Origin of the sequence: Kitasatospora sp. NBC_01250, assembly GCF_036226465.1 — a bacterium.
Lineage (GTDB): Bacteria > Actinomycetota > Actinomycetes > Streptomycetales > Streptomycetaceae > Kitasatospora.
The window spans coordinates 7,531,782-7,552,399 of sequence record NZ_CP108476.1 but is presented as its reverse complement, the minus strand read 5'-3'; the positions used below and the strand labels follow the sequence as shown (position 1 = coordinate 7,552,399).

Below are 20,618 nucleotides of genomic sequence, written 5' to 3'. Positions count from 1 at the left end.
TCCCTCGGACAGGCCCTGGCCGGGACTCTAGCGGCCACCGTCCGACCCCGCCGGGCAGCGCGCCACGCCCGGACGATGGATTTCACCTCCCTCCGGCCCTTCCCCGGGCCCGGCGACCGGCCCGGTGGCCGGTCCGATGGCCGGTCCGGTGGCGCGGGTGATCCGGCCGCCGAGCTCGCGCAAATGGCTGACGAGCTCGGCCGGCTCCTCCACCTCGAAGTCGCAGCCGAGGGTGAGCAGCCGGAAGGCCAGCCACTCCAGCGTGTCCGCGCCGGAGCGCAGCCGGCAGCGCCGTTCGTCCAGCTCCTCCAGCTCGACCGGCGCCCCGCCGAGCCGGCGCGCCACCTCGGCCGCCGACAGCGGCAGCACCACCACCGCCCGGTAGGTCCGGGCCCGCTCGCGCAGCTTGCCCGCCACGTACGCCGCCGCGTCCGGCGCGGGCAGCTCGCGCGGCGGGCACCGCACCCCGGTCGGCTGTGCCGCCGTGATCCGGTCGACCCGGAAGATCCGCCAGTCGTCGCGGTCGTTGTCGAAGGCGACCAGGTACCAGCGGTGCCCCGTGGCGACCAGGCGGTGCGGCTCCACCTGGCGCCGGCTCTCGGCGCCGTCCGCAGCGCGGTAGGCGAAGCGCAGCCGCTGCGGCCCCGCCACCGCGCCGGCCAGCGCCGCGAGCAGCTCGGGGTCGATCGCCGGGCCGCCACCGGGCAGCGGGACGGTGGCCGCGTTGAGCGCGGTGACCCGGTGCCGCAGCCGGGTGGGGAGCACCTGGACCAGCTTGGCCAGCGCCCGCACCGAGGCCTCCTCTATCCCGCTGATCGCGCTGCCGGCCGCCGTCCGCAGCCCGACCGCGATGGCCACCGCCTCCTCGTCGTCCAGCAGCAGCGGCGGCATCGCCTTGCCGGCGGCCAGCCGGTAGCCGCCGACGGCGCCGAGGCTGGCCTGGACCGGGTAGCCCAGCTCGCGCAGCCGCTCCACGTCGCGCCGCACGGTGCGCGCACTGACCCCGAGCCGTTCGGCCAGTTCGCTGCCCGGCCACTCGCGCGGGGTCTGCAGCAGGGAGAGCAGCTTGAGCAGGCGGGCCGGTGTGTCGGTCATGCCCCCAACGATGCCAGTCATCTGGGACAGGAACTGGCCTAGATGGCGTCTACCGTCCTTCTCGTCGACCCCCCACCCGCCAGGAAGGCACCCACCTGATGACCGGCACACCCCCGACCGCAGCCGACCAGTTGTCGGCCGTCCACGATCGGCGGCGCTGGATCGCGCTGGCGATCGTGATGATGGCCTCGTTCATGGACCTGGTCGACGTGACCATCGTCAACGTCGCGATCCCGAGCATCCAGGAGCACCTGGGCGCCTCGTTCAGCGCGATCCAGTGGGTGACCGCGGGGTACGCGCTGGCCTTCGCGGTGGGCCTGATCACCGGTGGGCGCCTGGGCGACATCTACGGCCGCAAGCGGGTCTTCCTGATCGGCATCGGCGGCTTCACCCTCGCCTCCGCGCTCTGCGGCCTGGCCGTCGACCCCGGGATGCTGGTGGCCACCCGGATCCTGCAGGGCGCGACCGCCGCGCTGATGGTGCCCCAGGTGCTGTCGATCATCCACACCAGCTTCCCGGCCCATGAGCGCGGCAAGGTCTTCGGGATGTTCGGCGCGATGGTGGGCTTGGGTGCGGTCAGCGGCCCGCTGCTCGGCGCGCTGCTGACCGAGTGGAACCTGGGCGGGCTCGAATGGCGCCCGATCTTCCTGATCAACCTGCCGGTGGGCGTGGCCGGTCTGCTGCTGGGCCGGCGCTTCATCGACGAGTCGCGCTCGGCCCAGAGCCTGCGCCTGGACCTGGTGGGCATGGCGCTGGCCGCCCTCGGCCTGCTGATGCTGCTCTACCCGCTCACCCAGGGCCGGGAGTCCGGCTGGCCGCTGTGGGGCTTCGTCTCGATGGGCCTGAGCCTGCCGATGCTGGCGTTGTTCGTCCGCTACGAGCGGTTCAAGGCCCGCAAGGACGGCTCGCCGCTGGTCGAGCTGTCGCTCTTCAAGGTGCGCAGCTTCGCCGGCGGCATCGGGGTGCAGCTGGTCTTCGGGGTGACCTGCGGCATCTTCTTCCTGGTCTGGACGCTGTGGATGCAGATCGGCCTCGGCTGGAGCCCGCTGCGGGCCGGCACCACCGGGATCCCGTTCTCGATCGCGGTCTCGGCGGCGGCCGGGATCTCGGTCCAGCAGCTGGTGCCGCGCTTCGGCCGCAAGGTGCTGCAGACCGGCGCCCTGGTGATGGCCGGCGGCGTGCTGCTCTACCTCTGGGAGGCGCACCGCTACGGCACGGCGATCCACTCGTGGCAGATGGCGCTGCCGCTGGTCGTGATGGGCCTGGGGATGGGGCTGATCGTCGCGCCGCTGACCGACGCGGTGCTCGCCGACGTGCCGCGCGAGCACGCCGGCTCCGCCTCCGGCCTGGTCAACACCACCCAGCAGCTGGGCAACGCGCTCGGGCTGGGCCTGGTCTCGGTGGCCTTCTTCGGCGTGGTGGACGGATCGGCGCCCGGGCGGACGGTGGGCGCCGTCTTCACCCAGGCCTTCAGCCACTCGCTCTGGTGGCTGGTCGGCTGCCTGCTGGCGGTCTTCCTGCTGATGTTCGCGCTGCCGAACCGCAGGCCGGCCACGGCCGAGCCGGTCGAGGCGAGCGAGGCCGCAGCCAATCGCGAGCCGCTGCCGGTCGGCTGACCGCCGCCCGCGGCAGCCGGCCGCGAACCACGCCGGGCCACCAAGCCGCGCCGGGCCGCTGACCAGCCGTCAGCGACCCGGCGCGGTGGCGTGCGGCCTGGCGCGGCGGCGTGCGGCCCGCTGCGGGCCCCGGTCTCAGCCCAGCCGCACCGGCGCGGGCCAGGACCAGGGCAGGCGCGATCCGTGCACCGCGTGCTCCGGACCGGCCAGCAGGTCGCTCGCGGGCACCACCAGCACCGCGCAGTGCGCGTGCGCGTGGCAGTGCCGGGCCACCGAGCCGTGCCGCAGCCGGGCCACCCGGCCCGGGCGGCCCGCTCCCACCACCAGCAGGTCGTCCGGCCGGTCGGCCGCCACCACCAGCGCCGCGCCGGCCTCCGCCCGCACCACCCGTGGCCGCAGCAGCAGCCCGGCGGGGTAGCCGCCGAAGGCCTGCTCGAAGATCACGTCCAGTCGGCGCCGCGCCGCGTGCTCGATCTCGGACAGCGGGCGCAGCGGGTCGTCCGTGGGCAGCCAGGCGGCCACCGGCACCAGTTCCGCATCCCGGTGCACGGCCTCCCAGGCCGCGCGATGGACGGCCGCCAGCGAGCTCACCGAGCCGCTGACCCCGACGATGACCCGTCCCTGGTCAACCATGGCGACCGCTTCCTCTCCGCGGGCCGGCCCTGTGCGCCGACCGCATTCGGCGCACCCGGGACCCGGCTCCCCATCCATTGGAGCCCCAGGACCCCGCTCGGGCACCGCCCCTTGACGCGCGCCCTACGCCGCGGGTCCGCTCCTTGACGGTTCCCGTACGTCCGAGGACGCCGCGCGGTGCAGGAGCAGCAGCGCGGCGTCGTCCTCGGCGTCCAGCCGCTCGCCGAGGGTGTCGCGCACGTGGTCGGCGAGCGCGGGCAGCGCCGCCGGTCCGCTCCCGAACACCTGGGCCAGCCGGGCCAGTCCGACCTCCAGGTCCTCGCCGGGCCGCTCGACCAGGCCGTCGGTGTAGAGCACCATGGTGTCGCCGGGGGCGAGCCGGAAGTCGGTGTGCGGGTAGCCGGCGGGGGCCCAGTCGACGGGCAGGCCCAGCGGCAGCCCGGTGGCCACCTCGATCCGGGTCACCGTGCCGTCGGCGTGCCGCACCAGCGGCGGCAGGTGCCCCGCGTTGGCCGCCCGCACCCAGCCGGTGGCGAGCGCGACCTGGGCGTACAGGCAGGTGGCGAACCGGTCGGCGTGCAGCTCCGCGAGGAACGACGAGGCCCGCGCCAGCACGGCGCCGCTGCTGTGCCCCTCGGCGGCGTAGGCGGTCATCGCGATCCGCAGCTGCCCCATGATCGCGGCCGCCTCGGTGTCGTGGCCCTGCACGTCGCCGATCGCCACCCCGACCACGTCCTCGGCCAGCGCCACCGCGTCGTACCAGTCCCCGCCGATCCAGATGCCCTCGCGCGCGGTGCGGTAGCGCACCGTCAGCGCGCCGCCGACCAGCACCGGCAGGCGGCGCGGCAGCATCGCGTTCTGCAGACCGGCGGCGATCTCCCGGGACTGGTCGACCAGCATGGCCCGTTGCAGCGACTGCGCGATCGCGCTGGCCAGCGTGGTGAGCAGGGTCCGGTCCTGGCTGCTGAAGCTGCGCTTGCCCTCGTAGACCAGGGCGAGTGCGCCGATCGGGCGCCCCTGGGCGGTCAGCGGCAGGAACGCGGCGGCGGTGGCCAGGCTGTCGGTCAGCTGGTCGGCCAGGTCCGGGTAGCGGCGCACGAAGGCGTCGCGCGAGGTGAAGAAGGCGGCCTCTCCGGTGCGCACCACGTCGTTGAGCGGCCGGGGCTCGGTCAACCGGGCCCGGTGCAGCTCGCGCAGCCGCACGTTCACCCCGCCCACCGCGCCGACCAGCCTGATCCGGCCCTGGTCCACCACGCCGAGGGTGATCCCCTGCGCGCCGAGCCGGCGCATGCTCTGGTCCCCCGTCAGCACGGTCACCACGTCCTCCACGCTGAAGGCCTCGCCGAGCGCCCGGGCCACCTCGCGCAGCGCCTCCTCCTGGCGCTGGCGGTCGTCCTCGGCCATCAGGCGCAGCGCCGAGTGGGCCAGCTCCTGGGTGGCGTCGCGGACCACCCCCACCACCCGCAGGCCCGGATCGCGGATCGCCTGCCCCTGGGTGTGGGCCCAGTGCACCGAACCGTCGCGGTGGCGGACCCGAAAGTAGCTGCTGTACGAGTCGGTGCGCCCGGTGCGGATCTCCTGCACCAGGGTGACCAGCCGCAGCACCTCCTCCACCGGGATCCGCCGGGACAGGCCGGCCACCATGCCGCTGTACTCCTCGGGCCGCAGGTCGAAGACGGCAAGGCCGCCCTCGTCCAGGGTGAAGCGGCCGGTGTCGGGGTCCCACTCGAAGCAGCCGAGCCCGGTGGCGGCGATCGCCTCCACCGGGTCGACGTGCGGGTGCGGTCGTTCGGTCATCGTCTGCCAGCCTTTCCCGGCAGCTGAGGCACCGCCACCGGGAGGCCGCCGGGCGGCCGGTACGGCAGGATCGAGGAGTGACGACGACACCTCAGGACGGCGGGCTGCGGCTGAACACCCGCCAGGGCCGCTGGGTGGTGCTGGCTGCGGCGCTCGGCTCGGGCATGGCGATGCTGGACGGCACCGTGGTGAACGTGGCGCTGCCGACCATCGGCCGCGACCTCGGCGCGAACCTGGCCGCGCTGCAGTGGACGGTCAACGCCTACCTGCTGACGCTGGCCGGCCTGATCCTGCTCGGCGGGGCGCTCGGCGACCGCTACGGGCGCCGACGGGTCTTCGTGATCGGCGTCTGCTGGTTCGCCGGCGCCTCCGGGCTGTGCGCGGTGGCCCCCGACGTCGACGTGCTGATCGCCGCCCGCGCGCTGCAGGGGATCGGCGGCGCGCTGCTGACGCCCGGTTCGCTCGCGCTGCTGCAGGCCACCTTCCACCCGGACGACCGCTCGGCGGCGGTCGGCGCCTGGTCGGGCCTGGGCGGAGTGGCCACCGCGGTGGGCCCCTTCCTCGGCGGCTGGCTGGTGAGCGGCCCGGGCTGGCGCTGGATCTTCGTGATCAACCTGCCGATCGCCGTCGTGGTGGCCGTGCTGACCCTGCGCCACGTGCCGGAGAGCCGCGACGAGCAGGCCTCCGGCCGCTTCGACGTGCCCGGCGCGGTGCTCGCCGCACTCGCCCTGGGCGGGGTCACCTACGCACTGACGGCGGCGGCGGGCGCGGTGACGCCGGCGGTCTGGCTGGCGGCCTGCGCCGGTGTGCTGCTGGGCGTCGCCTTCGTGGTCGTCGAGCGGCGCAGTCCGCGGCCGATGCTGCCGCTGGAGCTGTTCGAATCACGGCTGTTCAGCGTGATCAACGTGCTGACCCTCGCGGTCTACGGCGCACTGAGCGGGGTGTTCTTCTTCCTGCAGGTCCAGCTGCAGACGGTGTCCGGCTTCACGCCGCTGGTCTCCGGGGTGGCCTTCGCGCCGGTCACGCTGCTGATGCTGCTCTTCTCCGCCCGGGCGGGCCGGCTGGCGGGCCGGATCGGACCCCGGGTGCCGCTGACCCTGGGGCCGCTGATCAGCGCGGGCGGCGTGCTGCTGATGCTGCGGATCGGCCGGCATGCCTCGTACTGGACGGACGTGCTGCCGGCCGCCGTGGTCTTCGGGACCGGGCTGACCCTGCTGGTGGCGCCGCTGACCTCGACGGTGCTGGCGGCGGTGGAGGTGCGCAGGGCCGGTATCGCCAGTGGGGTGAACAACGCGGCGGCGCGGGCCGCGGGCCTGCTGGCGGTGGCGGCGCTGCCCCTGCTGACCGGCCTGAGCGGGGACGAGTACCAGGTGCCGGAGGCGGTGGACTCTGCGTTCCGCACCGCCGTGCTGATCTGCGCCGGCCTGCTCGCGGGCGCGGGCCTGCTGGCGCTGGCCACCGTGCCGGGGCGCACCCCGGCCGCGCCGGAGGTCACGACCGAGCCGGACAGCACCTGGTACTGCTCCACCACGGCCCCGCCGGTGGACCCGGGCCACGAGTGCCCCGGGTCCACCGGCTGACGGCTGCCTACAGGATGTCGCCGGGCGCGTACTTGGCGGCGGCCGGGTAGCGGTCGGCCACGGCCTCGATCCGGCGCACCATCTCGGCCACCTGGGCCCCGGCGGCGCCTGTGAAGGAGAGCCGGTCGGCCAGCAGCGCGTCCAGCGCGGCCCGGTCCAGCGGGATCCGCTCGTCGGCGGCGAGCCGGTCGAGCAGCTCGTTCTCCCGCGCACCGGCCCGCATCGCCAGGGCGGAGGCGACCGCGTGCTCCTTGATCACCTCGTGGCCGACCTCGCGGCCCACGCCCGCGCGCACCGCGCCCATCAGCACCTTGGTGGTGGCCAGGAACGGCAGGTAGCGGTCCAGCTCGGCCTCGATCACGGCCGGGAAGGCGCCGAACTCGTCCAGCACCGTCAGGAAGGTCTCCAGCAGGCCGTCGAAGGCGAAGAACGCGTCCGGCAGGGCCACCCGGCGCACCACCGAGCAGGAGACGTCGCCCTCGTTCCACTGGTCGCCGCCGAGCTCGGCGGTCATCGAGGCGTAGCCGCGCAGGATCACGGCCAGGCCGTTGACCCGCTCGCAGGAGCGGGTGTTCATCTTGTGCGGCATCGCCGAGGAGCCGACCTGGCCCTCCTTGAAGCCCTCGGTCACCAGCTCGTGCCCGGCCATCAGGCGGATCGTCTTGGCCAGGCTGGAGGGGCCGGCGGCCAGCTGGACCAGCGCGCTGAGCACCTCGAAGTCCAGCGAGCGCGGGTAGACCTGGCCGACGCTGGTCAGCACGTTGTCGAAGCCGAGGTGGCCGGCCACCCGCAGCTCCAGCTCGGCCAGCTTGGCCTCGTCGCCGCCCAACAGGTCGAGCATGTCCTGCGCGGTGCCGACCGGGCCCTTGATCCCGCGCAGCGGGTAGCGGGCGATCAGCTCCTCCAGCCGGACGAAGGCGACCAGCACCTCGTCGGCCACGGTGGCGAACCGCTTGCCGAGCGTGGTGGCCTGGGCCGCCACGTTGTGCGAGCGGCCGGCCATCACCAGCTCGGAGTGCTGGGCGGCGAGGCGGCCCAGGCGGACCAGCACGGCGACCACGCGGTCGCGCACGTGCTCCAGCGACTGACGGATCTGCAGCTGCTCGACGTTCTCGGTCAGGTCCCGGGAGGTCATCCCCTTGTGGATCTGCTCGTGGCCCGCGAGCTCGCTGAACTCCTCGATCCGGGCCTTCACGTCATGCCGGGTGACCCGCTCGCGGGCGGCGATCGAGGCCAGATCGACGTTGTCGACGACCCGCTCGTAGTCGGCGACGGCGGTCTCGGGCACATCGATGCCCAGATCCCGCTGGGCCTTGAGGACGGCGAGCCACAGGTGGCGTTCGAGGACCACCTTGTGCTCGGGGGACCACAGCTGGGCCAAGGTCGCCGAAGCGTACCGGGCGGCCAGGACATTGGGGATCTGGGGCTTGGCGCTCACGCTTCGCAAGCCTAACAGTGGAGGTCAGCGCGGCCGGACGACGGGGCGGCGGCAGCGGGTGCGACCGCCCGGCGCCCGGCAGCCGTCGGGGCGCTCAGCTCGCCAGCAGCGGCAGCAGCTGCTCGCACATGCCCAGCAGCCCGGCCCGCTGCTCGGCGCTGAGCGAGTCCAGCGCACGGTGCGCCCGGGTCATGTCGGCACGGATCTTGAGCAGGGTCTCGCGACCCGCCTCGGTGATGGTCACGATCTTCACCCGGCGGTCGGTGGCGGCCGCCTCGCGACGGGCCAGGCCCAGCGACTCCAGGCGGTCCACGATCCCGGTGACGTTGGAGGCGTCGCAGCCCAGGCGGCCGGCCAGCGCGCGCATCGGCACCGGCTCCAGCACCACGCCGAGCGCCTTGGCCTGGGAGGAGCTGAGCCCGTGCCGGCCCGCCGCGCCGGCGAAGTCCTGGAAGTAGGCGGCGCTCACGGCTGCCACCGCCTCCATCAGGGCGGCGGTGGTGACAGGTGATGCGGCGGTCGTCATGGGCACTATGAGATCACAGGAGGCATAAAAGTTTCATTCGCTTGAGCTTTGAGTTGCTCAAGCGACCTCGCCGCCCCCACCGGCGGCCCCGCTCAGGCGACCAGCTGCTCGAACAGCCGTGCCAGCTCCTGCTCCGCGTCACCGGTCAGACCGGTGTGCACCGGGCCGGGCTGGACGACGGCGCTGCGCGGCGCGGTGAGCCAGCGGAACCGCTGCCCGGGGGTGTCCCCGGCCGCCGGCCCCGCCGCCGGACCACCGGCGCAGACGCCCTCGATCCCGCGCAGGGCCCGCGCCAGCCCGGCCAGGTCGACCGCCGGATCCAGCGCCAGCAGCTTCGCCTCCGGCAGCAGGGTACGGGCCAGCAGCCGCTCCTGCCCGCGGCAGTAGAGCAGTACCCCGAGGTTGACGCACTCGCCGCGCTCCACCCGGGGCACGGCGCGGACCACCGCGTACTCGTAGTCGTGATACGCCACGTCATGGCGGTCCATCAGGCACTCACCTCCGTCAGCACGGGCAACCAGTCGCGCGGCCCGGCCAGCCGCGCCGACAACTGGGCGATGTAGGCGGCCCGGACGGCCTGCGGGTCCGCGAAGCCGGGCTCGTCGAGCAGGAACTCCACCGGGACCGCCGCCACCGCGCGGGCCAGCAGCTCGGGGGTGGCCGCGGCGGCGAGCGCACCGTCCGCCGCCGCCAGTGCGCCCGGGCCGGTGCAGAACCGGCGCAGCGCGTGGTCGCCGGCGTCGTACGGGCGCCGGGTCCAGCCGGCCGCGCCGGGCCAGTGGTGGTGGAAGATCAGGCTGGCGCCGTGGTCGATCAGGTGCAGCCGCCCCTGGGCCACCAGCAGGTTCGGGTTGCGCCAGGACCGGTCGACGTTGCCGATCAGCGCGTCGAACCAGAGCACCCGGGCGGCCTGGTCCGCGTCCACCTCGAAGCAGAGCGGGTCGAAGTTCAGCGCACCGCTGACGAAGGCCAGGCCCACGTTCACCCCGCCGCTGGCCCGCATCTGCTCCTGGATCTGCTGCTCCGGCTCGCTGCGGGCGAGCACCGGGTCGAGGTCGACCCGGACCAGCTCCGGCACCGGCAGCCCGAGCCCGCGCGCCAGCTCACCGGCCAGCACCTCGGCCACCAGCGCCTTGCGCCCCTGTGCCGCGCCACTCCACTTCAGCGCGTACAGCCGGTGGTCGTCGGCCTCCACCAGGCCCGGCATCGAGCCGCCTTCTCGCAGTGGCGTCACATAGCGGACCGCCGTCACCTCACGAAGCACGCGCCAACCCTACCCATCCGACCGGTTGCGGTGGCGCGCCCCCATGGGCCGTGCGAGGGTGGCCAGGATGTGGCGCCCCGTCACCCGGGCCCCACCGGAACCTTCGCCCCGAAGGGGCCTAGCGAAGGAAGTCAGATGGAACGTCCTCGGATCCTGGTGGTGGGCGGCGGCTTCGCCGGACTGGAGTGCGCCCGTCGGCTGGAGCGCAAGCTCGCCGCGACGGAGGCCCGGATCACCCTCGTCGCACCGTTCAGCTATCAGCTCTACCTGCCCCTGCTGCCGCACGTGGCCGCCGGCGTGCTCACCCCGTCGTCGGTCGCGGTCTCGCTGCGCCGCTCGCTGCACCGCACCGACATCATCCCGGGCGGCGCCATCGGGGTGGACCCGCAGGCCAAGGTCTGCATCATCCGGAAGATCACCGACGAGGTGATCGCCGAGCCCTACGACTACCTGGTGCTGGCCCCCGGCAGCGTCACCCGCACCTTCGACATCCCGGGCCTGACCGACCACGCGCGCGGCATGAAGACCCTCGCCGAGGCCGCCTACGTGCGCGACCACGTGATCTCCCAGCTCGACCTGGCCGCGGCCACCCTGGACCAGGAGGAGCGCGCCTCCCGGCTGCAGTTCGTGGTGGTCGGCGGCGGCTACGCCGGCACCGAGACCGCCGCCTGCCTGCAGCGGCTGACCACCGCGGCGCTGAACCGCTACCCCCGGCTGGACCCGCAGCTGATCAAGTGGCACCTGATCGACATCGCGCCCAAGCTGATGCCCGAACTGGGCGAGCACCTGGGCAACCGGGCGATGAAGGTGCTGCGCGAGCGCGGCGTCGAGGTCTCGCTCGGGGTCTCGGTGGCCGAGGTCGGCGACACCACCGTGACCTTCACCGACGGCCGGGTGATCCCCTCGCGCACCCTGATCTGGACCGCCGGGGTGGCCGCCAGTCCGCTGATCGGCACGCTGGACGCGGAGACGGTGCGCGGACGGATCGCGGTGACCGCCGAGCTGCGGGTGCCGCAGTTCGAGGGCGTCTTCGCGCTCGGCGACGCGGCGGCGGTGCCCGACCTGGCCAAGGGCGACGGCGCGGTCTGCCCGCCCACCGCCCAGCACTCGGCCCGCCAGGGCCGCCGGGCCGCCGACAACCTGGTCGCCGCGCTGCGCAACCAGCCCCTGGAGCCCTACTACCACAAGGACCTGGGCCTGGTGGTCGACCTGGGCGGCAAGGACGCGGTCTCCAAGCCGCTCGGGGTGGAGATGACCGGCGTGCCGGCCCAACTGGTGGCCCGCGGCTACCACCTGATGGCGATGCGGACCAACGTGGCGAAGTTCCGGGTGGGCGCCAGCTGGCTGCTGAACGCCACCGCCGGGGACGACTTCGTGCGGCTGGGCTTCCTCTCCCGCCGGCCCGCCACGTTGCGCGACTTCGAGTACACCGACGCCTATCTGAGCAAGGAACAGATCCGCGAGCACACCCAGGCGCTGCACGCCAAGCACTGACGCGCCGCACCCGGACGCCGCCGCCGGCCCTCCCCGGGCCGGCGGCGGCGTGCTGCGTGCTGCGCGCGAGGGCTCAGGAGCCGGTCAGGTACATCCCCGAGGCGTCCTGGCCCGGCGTGTTGCGGCAGGCGGCATTGCCGCTCCCCTGCGCCCAGAGCAGCGACAGGCAGCGGCCGAGCGCGAGCTGGGCGTAGTAGTCGGGGTGCATCGACTCCTGGGTGGTGCCCTGGCTGGCACTGGTGAGGCCGGAGTCGACGAAGCGGGCCCACTCGCTGGTGGTCGCCGAGGGCGGGCTGTCCGCGGTGGCCTGCTGGGTGGCGGTCGAGCACACCTCACGGCCCTGGAGCAGGTCGCGCAGGTCCAGGAACTGCACGCCCTTGGCGGCGGCCACCGCCGCCAGCCGGTCGGAGACCTCGGGAACCATGGTGTCCCTGGCCCAGTCCGAGTCGGCGTTCCAGAACGGGCAGCCACCGGTGGAGGCGCGGGACCAGCCGCTCTCCGGGTAGCGGTTCTCGGCTGCGCGCGGGATCGGCGAGGGGTAGGACTGCAGCACGATCCGGTAGGAGCCGGCGGCGTAGCCGTCACCGGTCATCACCGCGCGGATGTCGTCGATCGCCTTGCCGACCCCGGCCATCGCGGCGGGCATCTTCGCCTCGATGGCGGACTGCTGGCTGTCCGCGCAGGTCGAGTCCCAGATCAGGTAGTCCTCGGCGCAGGTGCTGATGACGTCCGAGAAGCCGAGGTCGTTGCCGCCGATCGACAGCGTGATCAGCTTGACGTCGTTGCGGGCGGCCACGGTGGCCAGCTGGTCGGCCTGCGGGGCCTCGCCCTTGAGGCTCTGGCCGCCGTCCGCGGCCCGCAGGACGTTGGCGCTGGTGGCGCCCGAGCAGGCCAGGTTGATGCTCTGCTGGGCGATCCCGGCGGCGCTGTCGGCCTCGGCCACGTCGGAGCGGTCGCACCCGCTGGCGTAGGTCGAGCCGTAGACCGTGCTCGGGTCGGCGGTGCTGCCGTTCCAGGCCCGGTCGGTGCCGTCGTAGCCGCCGGAGGTGGCGTCGCTGTTGCCCATCCAGCGGCCGGCCTCCCCGGAGATGTAGCTGTCGCCGAGCGTGACCGCGGCGGTGGGGCCGGCGACGGCGTGCGCCGGGGCGGCCAGCGTGAGCAGGCCGGTGGCGGTGAGCGGGAGGGCGAGCAGGGCGGCCAGCGGCCGGGTGGCCCTGCGGGTGCGCGTGGTTCTGGTCCAGCTTTCGGGCACGGCGGAACTCCTGCGTACGGCGGCTGCCCGAGGTGGGGTCGGGCGCCGCTGCGGGTGAGGGTGGGCCGCCGGCCGGTGGCGTGAGGAATCTGGCATGCCCGCGCCGGTTACCGCTAGGTAGCTGCACCATCTTTTCCGACGTGTTACCCGCGAGTTCAGACTCCGCGGCCCAGGTGCGCCCGCTGTTCAGATCTGCCGGGCACCCGCCTCCGTGCGGCCCAGGACCGCCGCGAGATCGGCGGCCAGCCGCGGCGCCTCGGCCGGATCCAGCCGGGCGACGGTGATCCGGATCCCGGGCGGCGACTGCACCCGGAACGCCGCCCCGGGCGTGACCGCCCAGTTCCGCTGCAGCAGGCCGACCACGACCGCGGTCTCCTCCGGCACCGCGACCCAGACGTTGATCCCGCTGGCGCCGTGCGCGGCGATGCCGTGCGCCGCCAGCGCCGCGAGCAGCGCCTGGCGGCGCTCGCCGTACGCCTGCGCGACGCCGGCCGGCCCCGCGCCGTGGGTGCGCCACAGCTCGGCCACCGCGCGCTGGAGCAGGTGGCTGACCCAGCCGGTGTCCAGCCGCTGGCGGCCCAGCAGCCGTCCGACGGTGTCCTGGTCCCCCATCAGCACGGCCAGCCGCAGGTCCGGGCCGAACGCCTTGGCGGCGGAGCGGACCACCACCCAGCGCGAGCAGATCGGCCGCCGGTCCGGCCCGCAGACCAGGGTGGCGAAGGGCAGGTCGGTGATGCCGTGCCCGTGGTCGTCCTCCAGCAGCAGCACCTCGGGGTGCCCGGCGAGCACGGCGCGCAGCGCGGCGGCGCGGGCGGTGCTGACGGCGGCCCCGGTCGGGTTCTGCGCCCGGCTGGTGACGACCAGCGCGCGGGCACCGGCCGCGAGCGCCGCGGCCACCGACTCGGGCAGCGGGCCCTGGTCGTCCAGGGCGACCGGCAGGGTGCGCAGGCCGTGGGCGGGCAGCAGGTCGAGCAGGCTGCCCCAGCCCGGGTCCTCCACCGCGACCAGGTCGCCGGGCCGCAGGCAGGCGGCGAGCACCCGGTCGATCGCGTCCAGCGCACCCGCGGTGACCGCGAAGGCGGCTCCGGGCACCCCGTCGGCCAGGAAGCCCGCCGTGGCGAGCTCGACCAGGTCGGGATCGGCGGCGGGGTGGCCGTAGAGCACCGGGGCCCGCTCGGCCGCGGCGGCGGCCACCGCGAGCGCCGGGCCGAGGTCGGGCAGCAGGCGCGGGTCGGGGTTGCCGGCCGTCAGGTTCCGGGTGCCGGACGGGACGTCCACCCGCACCTGGTCGCGGTAGCTGGTGACCGGGCGGGGGCGGATCCGGCTGCCCCGACGCCCGGCGGTCTCGATCACCCCGCGGTCGCGCAGCAGGCGGTAGGCCGCGGCCACCGTGTTGGGGTTGACGCCCAGTTCCTCGGCCAGCTCGCGCAGCGGGGGCAGCCCCTGGCCGGGCTCCAGCTCGCCGGAGCCGACCGCGCGCTCGACGTCGGCCGCGATCTCCGTGGCGCGTCGTCCTTGAATCCGATAGTCTCCTAGCACAAAGACAATTATGCACTAGTACATAGGGGGCTGTCATGTCGGACCCGCAGGCGCGGCGGACCGATCGGAGCGAGGAGCAGGGCGAGGAGACGGGCACCTCCTACGCGCGCACCACGCGGACCACACCCACCCGCTACAAGGACCGGGCCAGCTGGGAGCGGGCCGAGATCCACGCCGTGCTGGACACCGCCTGGGTCTGCCACCTGGGCTTCGTCGCGGCCGGCGGTCCGGTCGTGCTGCCCACGATCTTCGCCCGGGTGGACGACCGGCTCTACATCCACGGCTCCACCGGCAGCCGCCCGCTGCGCGCCGCCGGCGGCGAGGGCGGGCTGCCGGTCTGCGTCACGGTCACCCAGCTGGACGCCCTGGTGCTGACCAAGTCCGCCTTCAACCACTCCGTGAACTTCCGCTCGGTGGTCGCCCACGGCATCGCCGAGCAGGTCACCGACCCCGAGGAGCTGACGCTGGCGCTGGACGCGCTGGTCGACCACGCGGTCCCGGGGCGCTCCAAGGACTGCCGGCCCGCCAACCCCAAGGAGCTGGCCAAGACGGCGGTGATCCGCCTGGTGCTCGGCGAGGTCTCGGCCAAGAGCCGCGCGGACGGCGCCCACGACGATCCGGAGGACATGGACCTGCCGTACTGGTCGGGCGTCGTGCCCGTCAGCACCGTCTACGGCACGCCCGTGCCGCTCCCGGGCACCGAGCCCGAACTGCCCGGCTACCTGCGCGACTTCCAGCCGCCCGGTGCGCCGTGCTGATCCGCTCCTGGGACCGGGGCGAGCCGGCCGAGTGGCGCCAGTGGCTGGCCGGGCGCGACTTCGGCGTGCTGGCGGCCAACGGCACGGGCGGGAGCGGCCCGGTGCTGGTGCCCACCCACTTCGTGCTGGACGCCGACCGGGGCGAGATCGTGCTGCACCTGGGCAAGCCCAACCCGCTCTTCGCGGCGATCGAGGCCGACCCGCAGGTGACCCTCGCGGTGACCGACGACTACGCCTTCGTGCCCGGCTACTGGCGGCCCAGTCAGGTGCCCACCAGCTACTACGCCTCGGTGCAGTTCGACTGCCTGGCCGAGCCGGTGGACGACGCGGCGGGCAAGGCCGCGATCCTCAACCGGCAGCTGGCGCACTTCCAGCCGGAGACCCCGCAGGTCCGGGTGGTCCCGGGCGCCGAGCCGTACGGGCCGCAGCTGTCGGGCATCCGCGCGCTGCGGCTGGCGGTGCGCCAGGTGCGGGCGAAGTTCAAGTACGACGACAAGGTGCCGGCCGAGCAGCAGGCGGCGATGGCCGAGCGGCTCGCCGAGCGCGCCGGCCCCGGGGACGCGGGGGCCCGGGCGCAGCTGCTGCGGCGCAACGCGCAGCGGGGCGGCTGCCCGCTCGGACCGCCGTAGGGCTGACATACCGGGCTCGTTGCGGGGCAGACGGGCGCTCAGCTGATCTGATGGAACGGATCGCCTCCGCCCACCCCCGGGAGCCCGCCCTGTCCAGGACCGCCTCGGCCCACCCCTCCCCCGAGCTCGCCCCGCTGGGCCATGTCGTCTTCATCTCGGCGGCGGCCGCCATGGGCGGCTTCCTGTTCGGCTACGACAGCGCGGTCATCAACGGCGCGGTCACCGGCATCCAGAAGCACTTCCGGGTGGGCAGCGGCGAGACCGCCTTCGTGGTGGCCATCGCCCTGCTCGGCTCGGCAGCCGGCGCGGTCGCGGCCGGCTGGCTGGCCGACCACTTCGGCCGGGTGCGGACCATGGTGCTGGCCGCCGTGCTCTTCGCGGTCAGCGGCGTCGGCTCGATGTTCCCGCCGAGCATCCAGGTGCTGGCCACCTGGCGGGTGCTGGGCGGCATCGCGATCGGCCTCGCCTCGGTGATCGCGCCCACCTACATCGCCGAGGTGGCGCCCCCGGCCTACCGGGGCCGGCTGGCCTCCTTCCAGCAGATGGCGATCGTGCTCGGCATCACCATCTCCCAACTGGCCAACTACGCGCTCAACTCGGCAGCCGGCGGGGAGTCCACCGGCCACCTGGCCGGGATCCAGGCCTGGCAGTGGATGCTCGGCGTGGAGACGGTGCCGGCGCTGGTCTACGGGCTGATGGCGCTCAGCATCCCCGAGTCGCCGCGTCACCTGATCGCCACCGGGCGGGAGGAGAAGGCCCGTCAGGTGCTGCGCGAGGTCGAGGGGCCCGGGGCGGACCTGGACCAGCGGACGGCGGAGATCCGCGCGGTGCTGCGCAGCGAGCACAAGCCCCGGCTCACGGACCTGACCGGCGGGCGCCTCGGCCTGCTGCCGATCGTCTGGGTGGGCATCGGTGCCTCGGTCTTCCAGCAGTTCGTCGGCATCAACGTGATCTTCTACTACTCCTCGCTGCTCTGGCAGTCTGTCGGGATCAACGAGAGCAACTCGCTGCTGATCAGCCTCTCCACCTCGATCGTCAACGTCATCGGCACGGTGATCGCGATGCTGCTGGTGGACCGGATCGGCCGCAAGCCGCTGGCGCTGGCCGGCTCGATCGGCATGGCGGCCTCGCTGGGCACCGCCGCCTGGGCCTTCTCCTACCGCCACGGCACCGGCACCAGCGCCACCCTGCCGAGCGCGCAGGGCACCGTGGCACTGGTCGCCGCCCACGTCTTCGTGCTCTGCTTCGCCTTCTCCTGGGGCGTGGTGGTCTGGGTGCTGCTCGGCGAGATGTTCCCGAACAGGATCCGCGCGCTGGCCCTCTCGGTGGCCGCCTCGGCCCAGTGGATCGCCAACTGGGCGATCACCGTCAGCTTCCCCGACCTGGCGGACTGGAACCTGTCGGCCACCTACGTGATCTACGCCTGCTTCGCGCTGCTCTCCATCCCGTTCGTGGCCTTCTGCATCAAGGAGACCCGCGGCAAGACGCTGGAGGAGATGGGCTGACGCCCCACCGGTGGCGCGCGACACGCCGATCATGGGCCGGGAACTGACTGCCGCTCGGCTCCCGGCCCGCATACCATCATCCCCGCGGGCCGCCCGGCCCGGTCCGCGGCTCACCAGGAGATGCCCGATGGCCGACCCCACCTCTGGAGCGCAGAACGTCACCTTCCCCAGCAACGGGGACCAGGCGCACGGCTACCTCGCGCTGCCACCCGCCGGGCGCGGGCCCGGGCTGCTGGTGGTCCAGGAGTGGTGGGGGCTGACCACCCACATGACCTCGATGGTCGACCGGTTCGCCGCCGAGGGCTTCCTGGCGCTGGCCCCTGACCTGTACGGCGGCGCCACCACCCACGACCGCGCCGAGGCCGCCGAGCTGCTCGCCGCCCTCCCGGCCGAGCGCGCCGCGCAGGACCTGCGCGGCGCCGTCGACTTCCTGCTCGAACACCCCGCCCTGGTCGGCGACGCGGTCGCCGTGGTCGGCTTCTGCATGGGCGGCGGCTTCGCGCTGCGCCTGGCCGCGCAGGAGGGTGACAAGGTGGCCGCCGTGGTCCCGTTCTACGGCCTGCCACGCGAGCAGGGCTACGACTACCGGGGCCTGACCGCCCACGTCCTGGGCCACTTCGCCGAGTACGACAAGGGACTGCCCACCGAGGCGGTCGACGAGGCCGCCATCCTGATCGGCGAGGCCACCGACCGCCGCCCCGAGATCCACTTCTACCCGGCCGGCCACGCCTTCATGAACGACGAGAACCTGCTGGGCACCTACGACCCCCTGCAGGCCAAGGTCGCCTGGCGCCGCACCCTCAGCTTCCTCCGCGGCCACCTGGGCTGAGGGCTTCGAAGGCGGGGTAGCCGGGCAGCGTGGGAGCGCTCCAGCCCGACGCCACGGTCGTCAGGAGCCGCTCCATCGTCCCGCTCAGCGCCGGCAGTCCGGGCAGCGCCGCCGCCTTCGCCCAGCGGTGGCCCAGCAGCTGGCGCCGGGTGGGCACCGGGCGCCGGGTGCGGTGCATCGGAGCGTCCTCGGGCAGGGCGCGCGGCAGCAGGCCGACCGTCAGGTCCACCGTCCACACCGCGACCGCCTCGGTCATGCCCTGCTCCCAGCACGCGTCCTCGGCCAGCTCGGGCCAGCTCGCCACCACCTCGGCGCGGAAGGTTCGCTCGACCTCGTCCGCCAGTGCCGCCGGCGGCTCGAAGACGCACCAGCAGGTGGCGAAGGGCATCCGGCAGTAGGCGGCGGTCAGGAAGACCGACTGGAAGCAGGCCGACTCGAAGTCGATCAACCGCAGCCCCCCGTCGGTCAGCAGATTGTTGTCCGGGCAGGTGTCACCGGGTGTGAAGCCGAAGTAGCGCTCACCACCGGCCGTGCCGATCCGGGCCAGCTCCGCCGCGAGCCCCGGAGCGGGCTCGACACCGGCCGCCGCGAGCACGGCGGGCAGGTCGGCAGCGTTCTGCGCGATCCACGGCTCGTGCGTCCAGGACGGCAGGCCCTGGTCGTAGCGCGCCCACAGCCGCTCGAACTCCGCGCGCCGGGTGGCGCCGGCGGCGGCCAGCCGGCCCAGGCCGCGCGCCCACGCCAGCCGTCCGCGCTCGGCGGCCTTCGGGTCGCTGCCGAGCAGCAGGTCGGCCAGGGTCGGCGCGGTGCCCAGGTCCGCCATCACCAGCAGCGGGAACTCCCGGTCCACTGCGAGCAGTTCGGGCCCGCCCAGGCCGAGGGCGAGCCCGGCCGCCTCGGCGGTGAAGGCCCGGTGCGACTCGGGCTCGGCGGTGAAGGCCTTGACGATCACCGTGCCGCCCGCATCCGTGCGGCAGCGCAGGACGGTGCTGCGGCGGCTGCCGCCCAGGTCCACCGGGTCGGTCAGCTGACGGCCCAGCAGGGCGCTCGCGGTGCGGAGGATCTGGTCCATCGGGGCATCGTGCCAGCACGGAGGCCTCGGCACAGTTGATTTTCGATCAGCGCCGAGTTGTTTTCGATCGGCTTCTGCCGGGTAACTCACCCAACCTGTCCGTACCTGTCCGTAGCGTGGACAGGCAACCATGCCACCGTCATAGTCAGGCGAATGCCGAACCGAACCAAGGGCCACACCCGTCCGCCCGCCTGGGCCGGCCGCGAGTACCTGATCCAGACCGGCGCCACCGTGGTCAGCGGCCTCGGCAACGCCGGCGCACCGATCGCCACCGCCTTCGCGCTGCTGCGGATGGGCGGCGGCGCCGCCGCGATCGGCTACGTCACCGGCGCGCGGCTGGCCGCCACCGTGCTCTTCCTGCTGATCGGCGGCGCGGTGGCCGACCGGCTGCCGCGGCACCGGGTGATGGTCGCCGCCAACATCGGCAACGCGCTCTCCCAGGCGGCGCTGGCGGGCCTGGTGCTGACCGGGTCGGCCCGGCTGTGGCAGGTGGTCCTGCTGGCCGCGGCGAACGGGATCGGCCAGGCCTTCTACGCACCCGCCGCCGAGGGCATGATCATGGAGTCGGTCGACCAGGAGCAGGCCCCACGGGCCTTCGCGCTCTTCCGCACCGCGCTGAACTCCGCACAGATCGGCGGCGCCGCGCTCGGCGGCGCGCTGGTAGCGGCGGTCGGACCGGGCTGGGTGCTCGCCCTGGACGCCACCACGCTGGCGGCGGCCGGCGCGCTGCGGCTCTTCCTGCGCGGGCCCGCGCCGACCGGGCACGCGGCGGACGGGCACGCGGCAGGCGGGAGCCCGGCGGACGCGCACGTGGCGGACGCCGTCGCCGAGCGTGGGGCCGGGCCCGGAATGCTCGCCGATCTGCGCGAGGGCTGGCGGGAGTTCACCTCCCGGCGCTGGCTGTGGGCCGTGGTGGTGCAGTACGGGGTGGTGAACGCCTGTCTGATCGCCGCCGAATCGGTGCTCGGCCCGCTCGTCGCCGACCAGCGGCTCGGCGGTCCCCGGCCGTGGGGCCTGGTCAACGCGGCGATGGGCGCCGGGCTGGTGGCCGGCGGCCTGCTGATGGTCCGTTGGCAACCGCGCCGGCTGCTGCTGGCCGGCACCGCGGGCGTGCTGCTCTTCGCCCTGCCCGCCGCCACCCTGGCGGCCGGCGCGCCGCTCGCCGTGCTGGGCGGCGCGATGTTCGCCTCCGGGATCGGCGGCACGGTCTACGGGGTCTGCTGGATGATCGCACTGCAGCAGGAGATCCCGGCCGCCAGCTTCTCCCGGGTCGCCGCCTACGACTGGTGCGGCTCGGTGGCGCTGGCCCCGGTGGGCACGATGGCAGCCGCGCCACTGGCCGGCGGGCTCGGCCTGAACGGGGCGCTGTGGGCCTGCGCGGGCGGGATGACGCTGCTGTCGCTGCTGGTGCTGGCGGTCCCCGAGGTGCGGCAGCTGGCCCGGGTGACGGCGGACTCGCCCTCGACCGCACCGCGCCCGCCGGTGCCCGCCCCGGCCGCGGGCCGCCCGGAGACCGTTCCCGGCCCGGCGGAGGCGGCGGCCTGAGCACGGCCGGGACCACCCCCGCCCGGCCCGCGGCAGGCGTCCACCG

At 74.3% G+C, this 20,618-nt stretch carries 18 protein-coding genes; 8 read left to right on the top strand and 10 right to left on the bottom strand.

Features of this window, described 5'->3' with window-relative positions:
* Positions 1-27 precede the first annotated feature (27 nt).
* Positions 28-1,095: a helix-turn-helix transcriptional regulator gene (locus tag OG500_RS32010; RefSeq protein WP_327070316.1), complete on the bottom strand. Its 1,068-nt coding sequence runs from the start codon at positions 1,093-1,095 to the stop codon at positions 28-30.
* Positions 1,096-1,193: 98 nt separating this feature from the next.
* Between OG500_RS32010 and OG500_RS32005 the strand changes: the two genes are divergently transcribed.
* On the top strand, positions 1,194-2,711 hold the full coding sequence (locus OG500_RS32005) for an MFS transporter (protein WP_329585157.1): 1,518 nt from the start codon (positions 1,194-1,196) through the stop codon (positions 2,709-2,711).
* A 135-nt stretch (positions 2,712-2,846) separates the two neighbouring features.
* Here OG500_RS32005 and OG500_RS32000 read toward each other — a convergent pair whose 3' ends face one another.
* Positions 2,847-3,344 (bottom strand): universal stress protein, encoded by a 498-nt coding sequence (locus OG500_RS32000; protein ID WP_329585154.1) that lies wholly within the window; start codon positions 3,342-3,344, stop codon positions 2,847-2,849.
* Between the two features lie 123 nt (positions 3,345-3,467).
* Positions 3,468-5,141 carry a SpoIIE family protein phosphatase gene (locus OG500_RS31995; protein ID WP_327070313.1) on the bottom strand — a complete coding sequence of 558 codons (1,674 nt, stop codon included), beginning with the start codon at positions 5,139-5,141 and terminating at the stop codon, positions 3,468-3,470.
* Between the two features lie 77 nt (positions 5,142-5,218).
* Here OG500_RS31995 and OG500_RS31990 point away from each other — a divergent pair, with 77 nt between their 5' ends.
* Positions 5,219-6,721 (top strand): MFS transporter, encoded by a 1,503-nt coding sequence (locus OG500_RS31990; protein ID WP_327070312.1) that lies wholly within the window; start codon positions 5,219-5,221, stop codon positions 6,719-6,721.
* 7 nt (positions 6,722-6,728) lie between these two features.
* Here OG500_RS31990 and purB read toward each other — a convergent pair whose 3' ends face one another.
* The 4 genes from purB to OG500_RS31970 all read right to left on the bottom strand — a co-directional run bounded on the left by purB (position 6,729) and on the right by OG500_RS31970 (position 9,949).
* Entirely contained in the window at positions 6,729-8,159 is a 1,431-nt protein-coding gene (purB, locus tag OG500_RS31985) for an adenylosuccinate lyase (protein ID WP_329585148.1), read from the bottom strand.
* A 94-nt stretch (positions 8,160-8,253) separates the two neighbouring features.
* A complete protein-coding gene (locus OG500_RS31980; RefSeq protein WP_327070310.1) occupies positions 8,254-8,685 on the bottom strand; it encodes a MarR family winged helix-turn-helix transcriptional regulator in 432 nt (143 codons plus the stop codon).
* A gap of 92 nt (positions 8,686-8,777) precedes the next feature.
* Positions 8,778-9,173: a DUF3037 domain-containing protein gene (locus tag OG500_RS31975; RefSeq protein WP_327070309.1), complete on the bottom strand. Its 396-nt coding sequence runs from the start codon at positions 9,171-9,173 to the stop codon at positions 8,778-8,780.
* Entirely contained in the window at positions 9,173-9,949 is a 777-nt protein-coding gene (locus OG500_RS31970; protein WP_329585144.1) for a HipA family kinase, read from the bottom strand. The genes OG500_RS31975 and OG500_RS31970 overlap by 1 nt, the downstream gene beginning before the upstream one ends.
* Positions 9,950-10,084: 135 nt before the next feature.
* On the opposite strand from OG500_RS31970, the gene OG500_RS31965 reads away from it, so the two are divergent.
* Entirely contained in the window at positions 10,085-11,443 is a 1,359-nt protein-coding gene (locus OG500_RS31965; protein WP_329585142.1) for an NAD(P)/FAD-dependent oxidoreductase, read from the top strand.
* A 73-nt stretch (positions 11,444-11,516) separates the two neighbouring features.
* Here the strand turns inward: OG500_RS31965 and OG500_RS31960 are convergent, their stop codons facing one another.
* Both OG500_RS31960 and OG500_RS31955 read right to left on the bottom strand, forming a co-directional pair.
* On the bottom strand, positions 11,517-12,695 hold the full coding sequence (locus OG500_RS31960; RefSeq protein WP_329585140.1) for a GDSL-type esterase/lipase family protein: 1,179 nt from the start codon (positions 12,693-12,695) through the stop codon (positions 11,517-11,519).
* Between the two features lie 186 nt (positions 12,696-12,881).
* Positions 12,882-14,234, bottom strand: coding sequence for an aminotransferase class I/II-fold pyridoxal phosphate-dependent enzyme (locus OG500_RS31955; RefSeq protein WP_329585138.1), 1,353 nt, complete (start codon positions 14,232-14,234; stop codon positions 12,882-12,884).
* A 35-nt stretch (positions 14,235-14,269) separates the two neighbouring features.
* Between OG500_RS31955 and OG500_RS31950 the strand changes: the two genes are divergently transcribed.
* From OG500_RS31950 to OG500_RS31935, 4 genes are all read left to right on the top strand, one after another.
* Complete coding sequence (locus OG500_RS31950) at positions 14,270-14,992, top strand: pyridoxamine 5'-phosphate oxidase family protein (protein ID WP_329585136.1); 723 nt, start codon at positions 14,270-14,272, stop codon at positions 14,990-14,992.
* Positions 14,986-15,621 (top strand): FMN-binding negative transcriptional regulator, encoded by a 636-nt coding sequence (locus OG500_RS31945; RefSeq protein ID WP_329585135.1) that lies wholly within the window; start codon positions 14,986-14,988, stop codon positions 15,619-15,621. Before OG500_RS31950 ends, OG500_RS31945 begins: the two co-directional genes overlap by 7 nt.
* A gap of 50 nt (positions 15,622-15,671) precedes the next feature.
* On the top strand, positions 15,672-17,126 hold the full coding sequence (locus OG500_RS31940) for a sugar porter family MFS transporter (RefSeq protein WP_442789275.1): 1,455 nt from the start codon (positions 15,672-15,674) through the stop codon (positions 17,124-17,126).
* Positions 17,127-17,253: 127 nt separating this feature from the next.
* Complete coding sequence (locus OG500_RS31935) at positions 17,254-17,955, top strand: dienelactone hydrolase family protein (protein WP_327070302.1); 702 nt, start codon at positions 17,254-17,256, stop codon at positions 17,953-17,955.
* Here OG500_RS31935 and OG500_RS31930 read toward each other — a convergent pair.
* The gene (locus OG500_RS31930; RefSeq protein ID WP_329585134.1) at positions 17,927-19,027 is read right to left on the bottom strand and encodes a hypothetical protein; all 1,101 of its coding nucleotides are present in this window, start codon (positions 19,025-19,027) and stop codon (positions 17,927-17,929) included. The genes OG500_RS31935 and OG500_RS31930 overlap by 29 nt on opposite strands.
* A 153-nt stretch (positions 19,028-19,180) precedes the next feature.
* On the opposite strand from OG500_RS31930, the gene OG500_RS31925 reads away from it, so the two are divergent.
* On the top strand, positions 19,181-20,572 hold the full coding sequence (locus OG500_RS31925; protein WP_329585132.1) for an MFS transporter: 1,392 nt from the start codon (positions 19,181-19,183) through the stop codon (positions 20,570-20,572).
* Positions 20,573-20,618: the final 46 nt, after the last annotated feature.

What these genes read in the sequence shown, in the direction of transcription:
- OG500_RS31940 (WP_442789275.1), top strand. Translation starts at nt 15,672, where the DNA reads ATGGAACGGATCGCCTCCGCCCACCCCCGGGAGCCCGCCCTGTCCAGG.
- OG500_RS32005 (WP_329585157.1), top strand. Translation starts at nt 1,194, where the DNA reads ATGACCGGCACACCCCCGACCGCAGCCGACCAGTTGTCGGCCGTCCAC.
- OG500_RS32000 (WP_329585154.1), bottom strand. Translation starts at nt 3,344, where the DNA reads ATGGTTGACCAGGGACGGGTCATCGTCGGGGTCAGCGGCTCGGTGAGC.
- OG500_RS31935 (WP_327070302.1), top strand. Translation starts at nt 17,254, where the DNA reads ATGGCCGACCCCACCTCTGGAGCGCAGAACGTCACCTTCCCCAGCAAC.
- OG500_RS31980 (WP_327070310.1), bottom strand. Translation starts at nt 8,685, where the DNA reads ATGACGACCGCCGCATCACCTGTCACCACCGCCGCCCTGATGGAGGCG.
- OG500_RS31950 (WP_329585136.1), top strand. Translation starts at nt 14,270, where the DNA reads ATGTCGGACCCGCAGGCGCGGCGGACCGATCGGAGCGAGGAGCAGGGC.
- OG500_RS32010 (WP_327070316.1), bottom strand. Translation starts at nt 1,095, where the DNA reads ATGACCGACACACCGGCCCGCCTGCTCAAGCTGCTCTCCCTGCTGCAG.
- OG500_RS31925 (WP_329585132.1), top strand. Translation starts at nt 19,181, where the DNA reads ATGCCGAACCGAACCAAGGGCCACACCCGTCCGCCCGCCTGGGCCGGC.
- OG500_RS31995 (WP_327070313.1), bottom strand. Translation starts at nt 5,141, where the DNA reads ATGACCGAACGACCGCACCCGCACGTCGACCCGGTGGAGGCGATCGCC.
- OG500_RS31965 (WP_329585142.1), top strand. Translation starts at nt 10,085, where the DNA reads ATGGAACGTCCTCGGATCCTGGTGGTGGGCGGCGGCTTCGCCGGACTG.
- OG500_RS31975 (WP_327070309.1), bottom strand. Translation starts at nt 9,173, where the DNA reads ATGGACCGCCATGACGTGGCGTATCACGACTACGAGTACGCGGTGGTC.
- OG500_RS31930 (WP_329585134.1), bottom strand. Translation starts at nt 19,027, where the DNA reads ATGGACCAGATCCTCCGCACCGCGAGCGCCCTGCTGGGCCGTCAGCTG.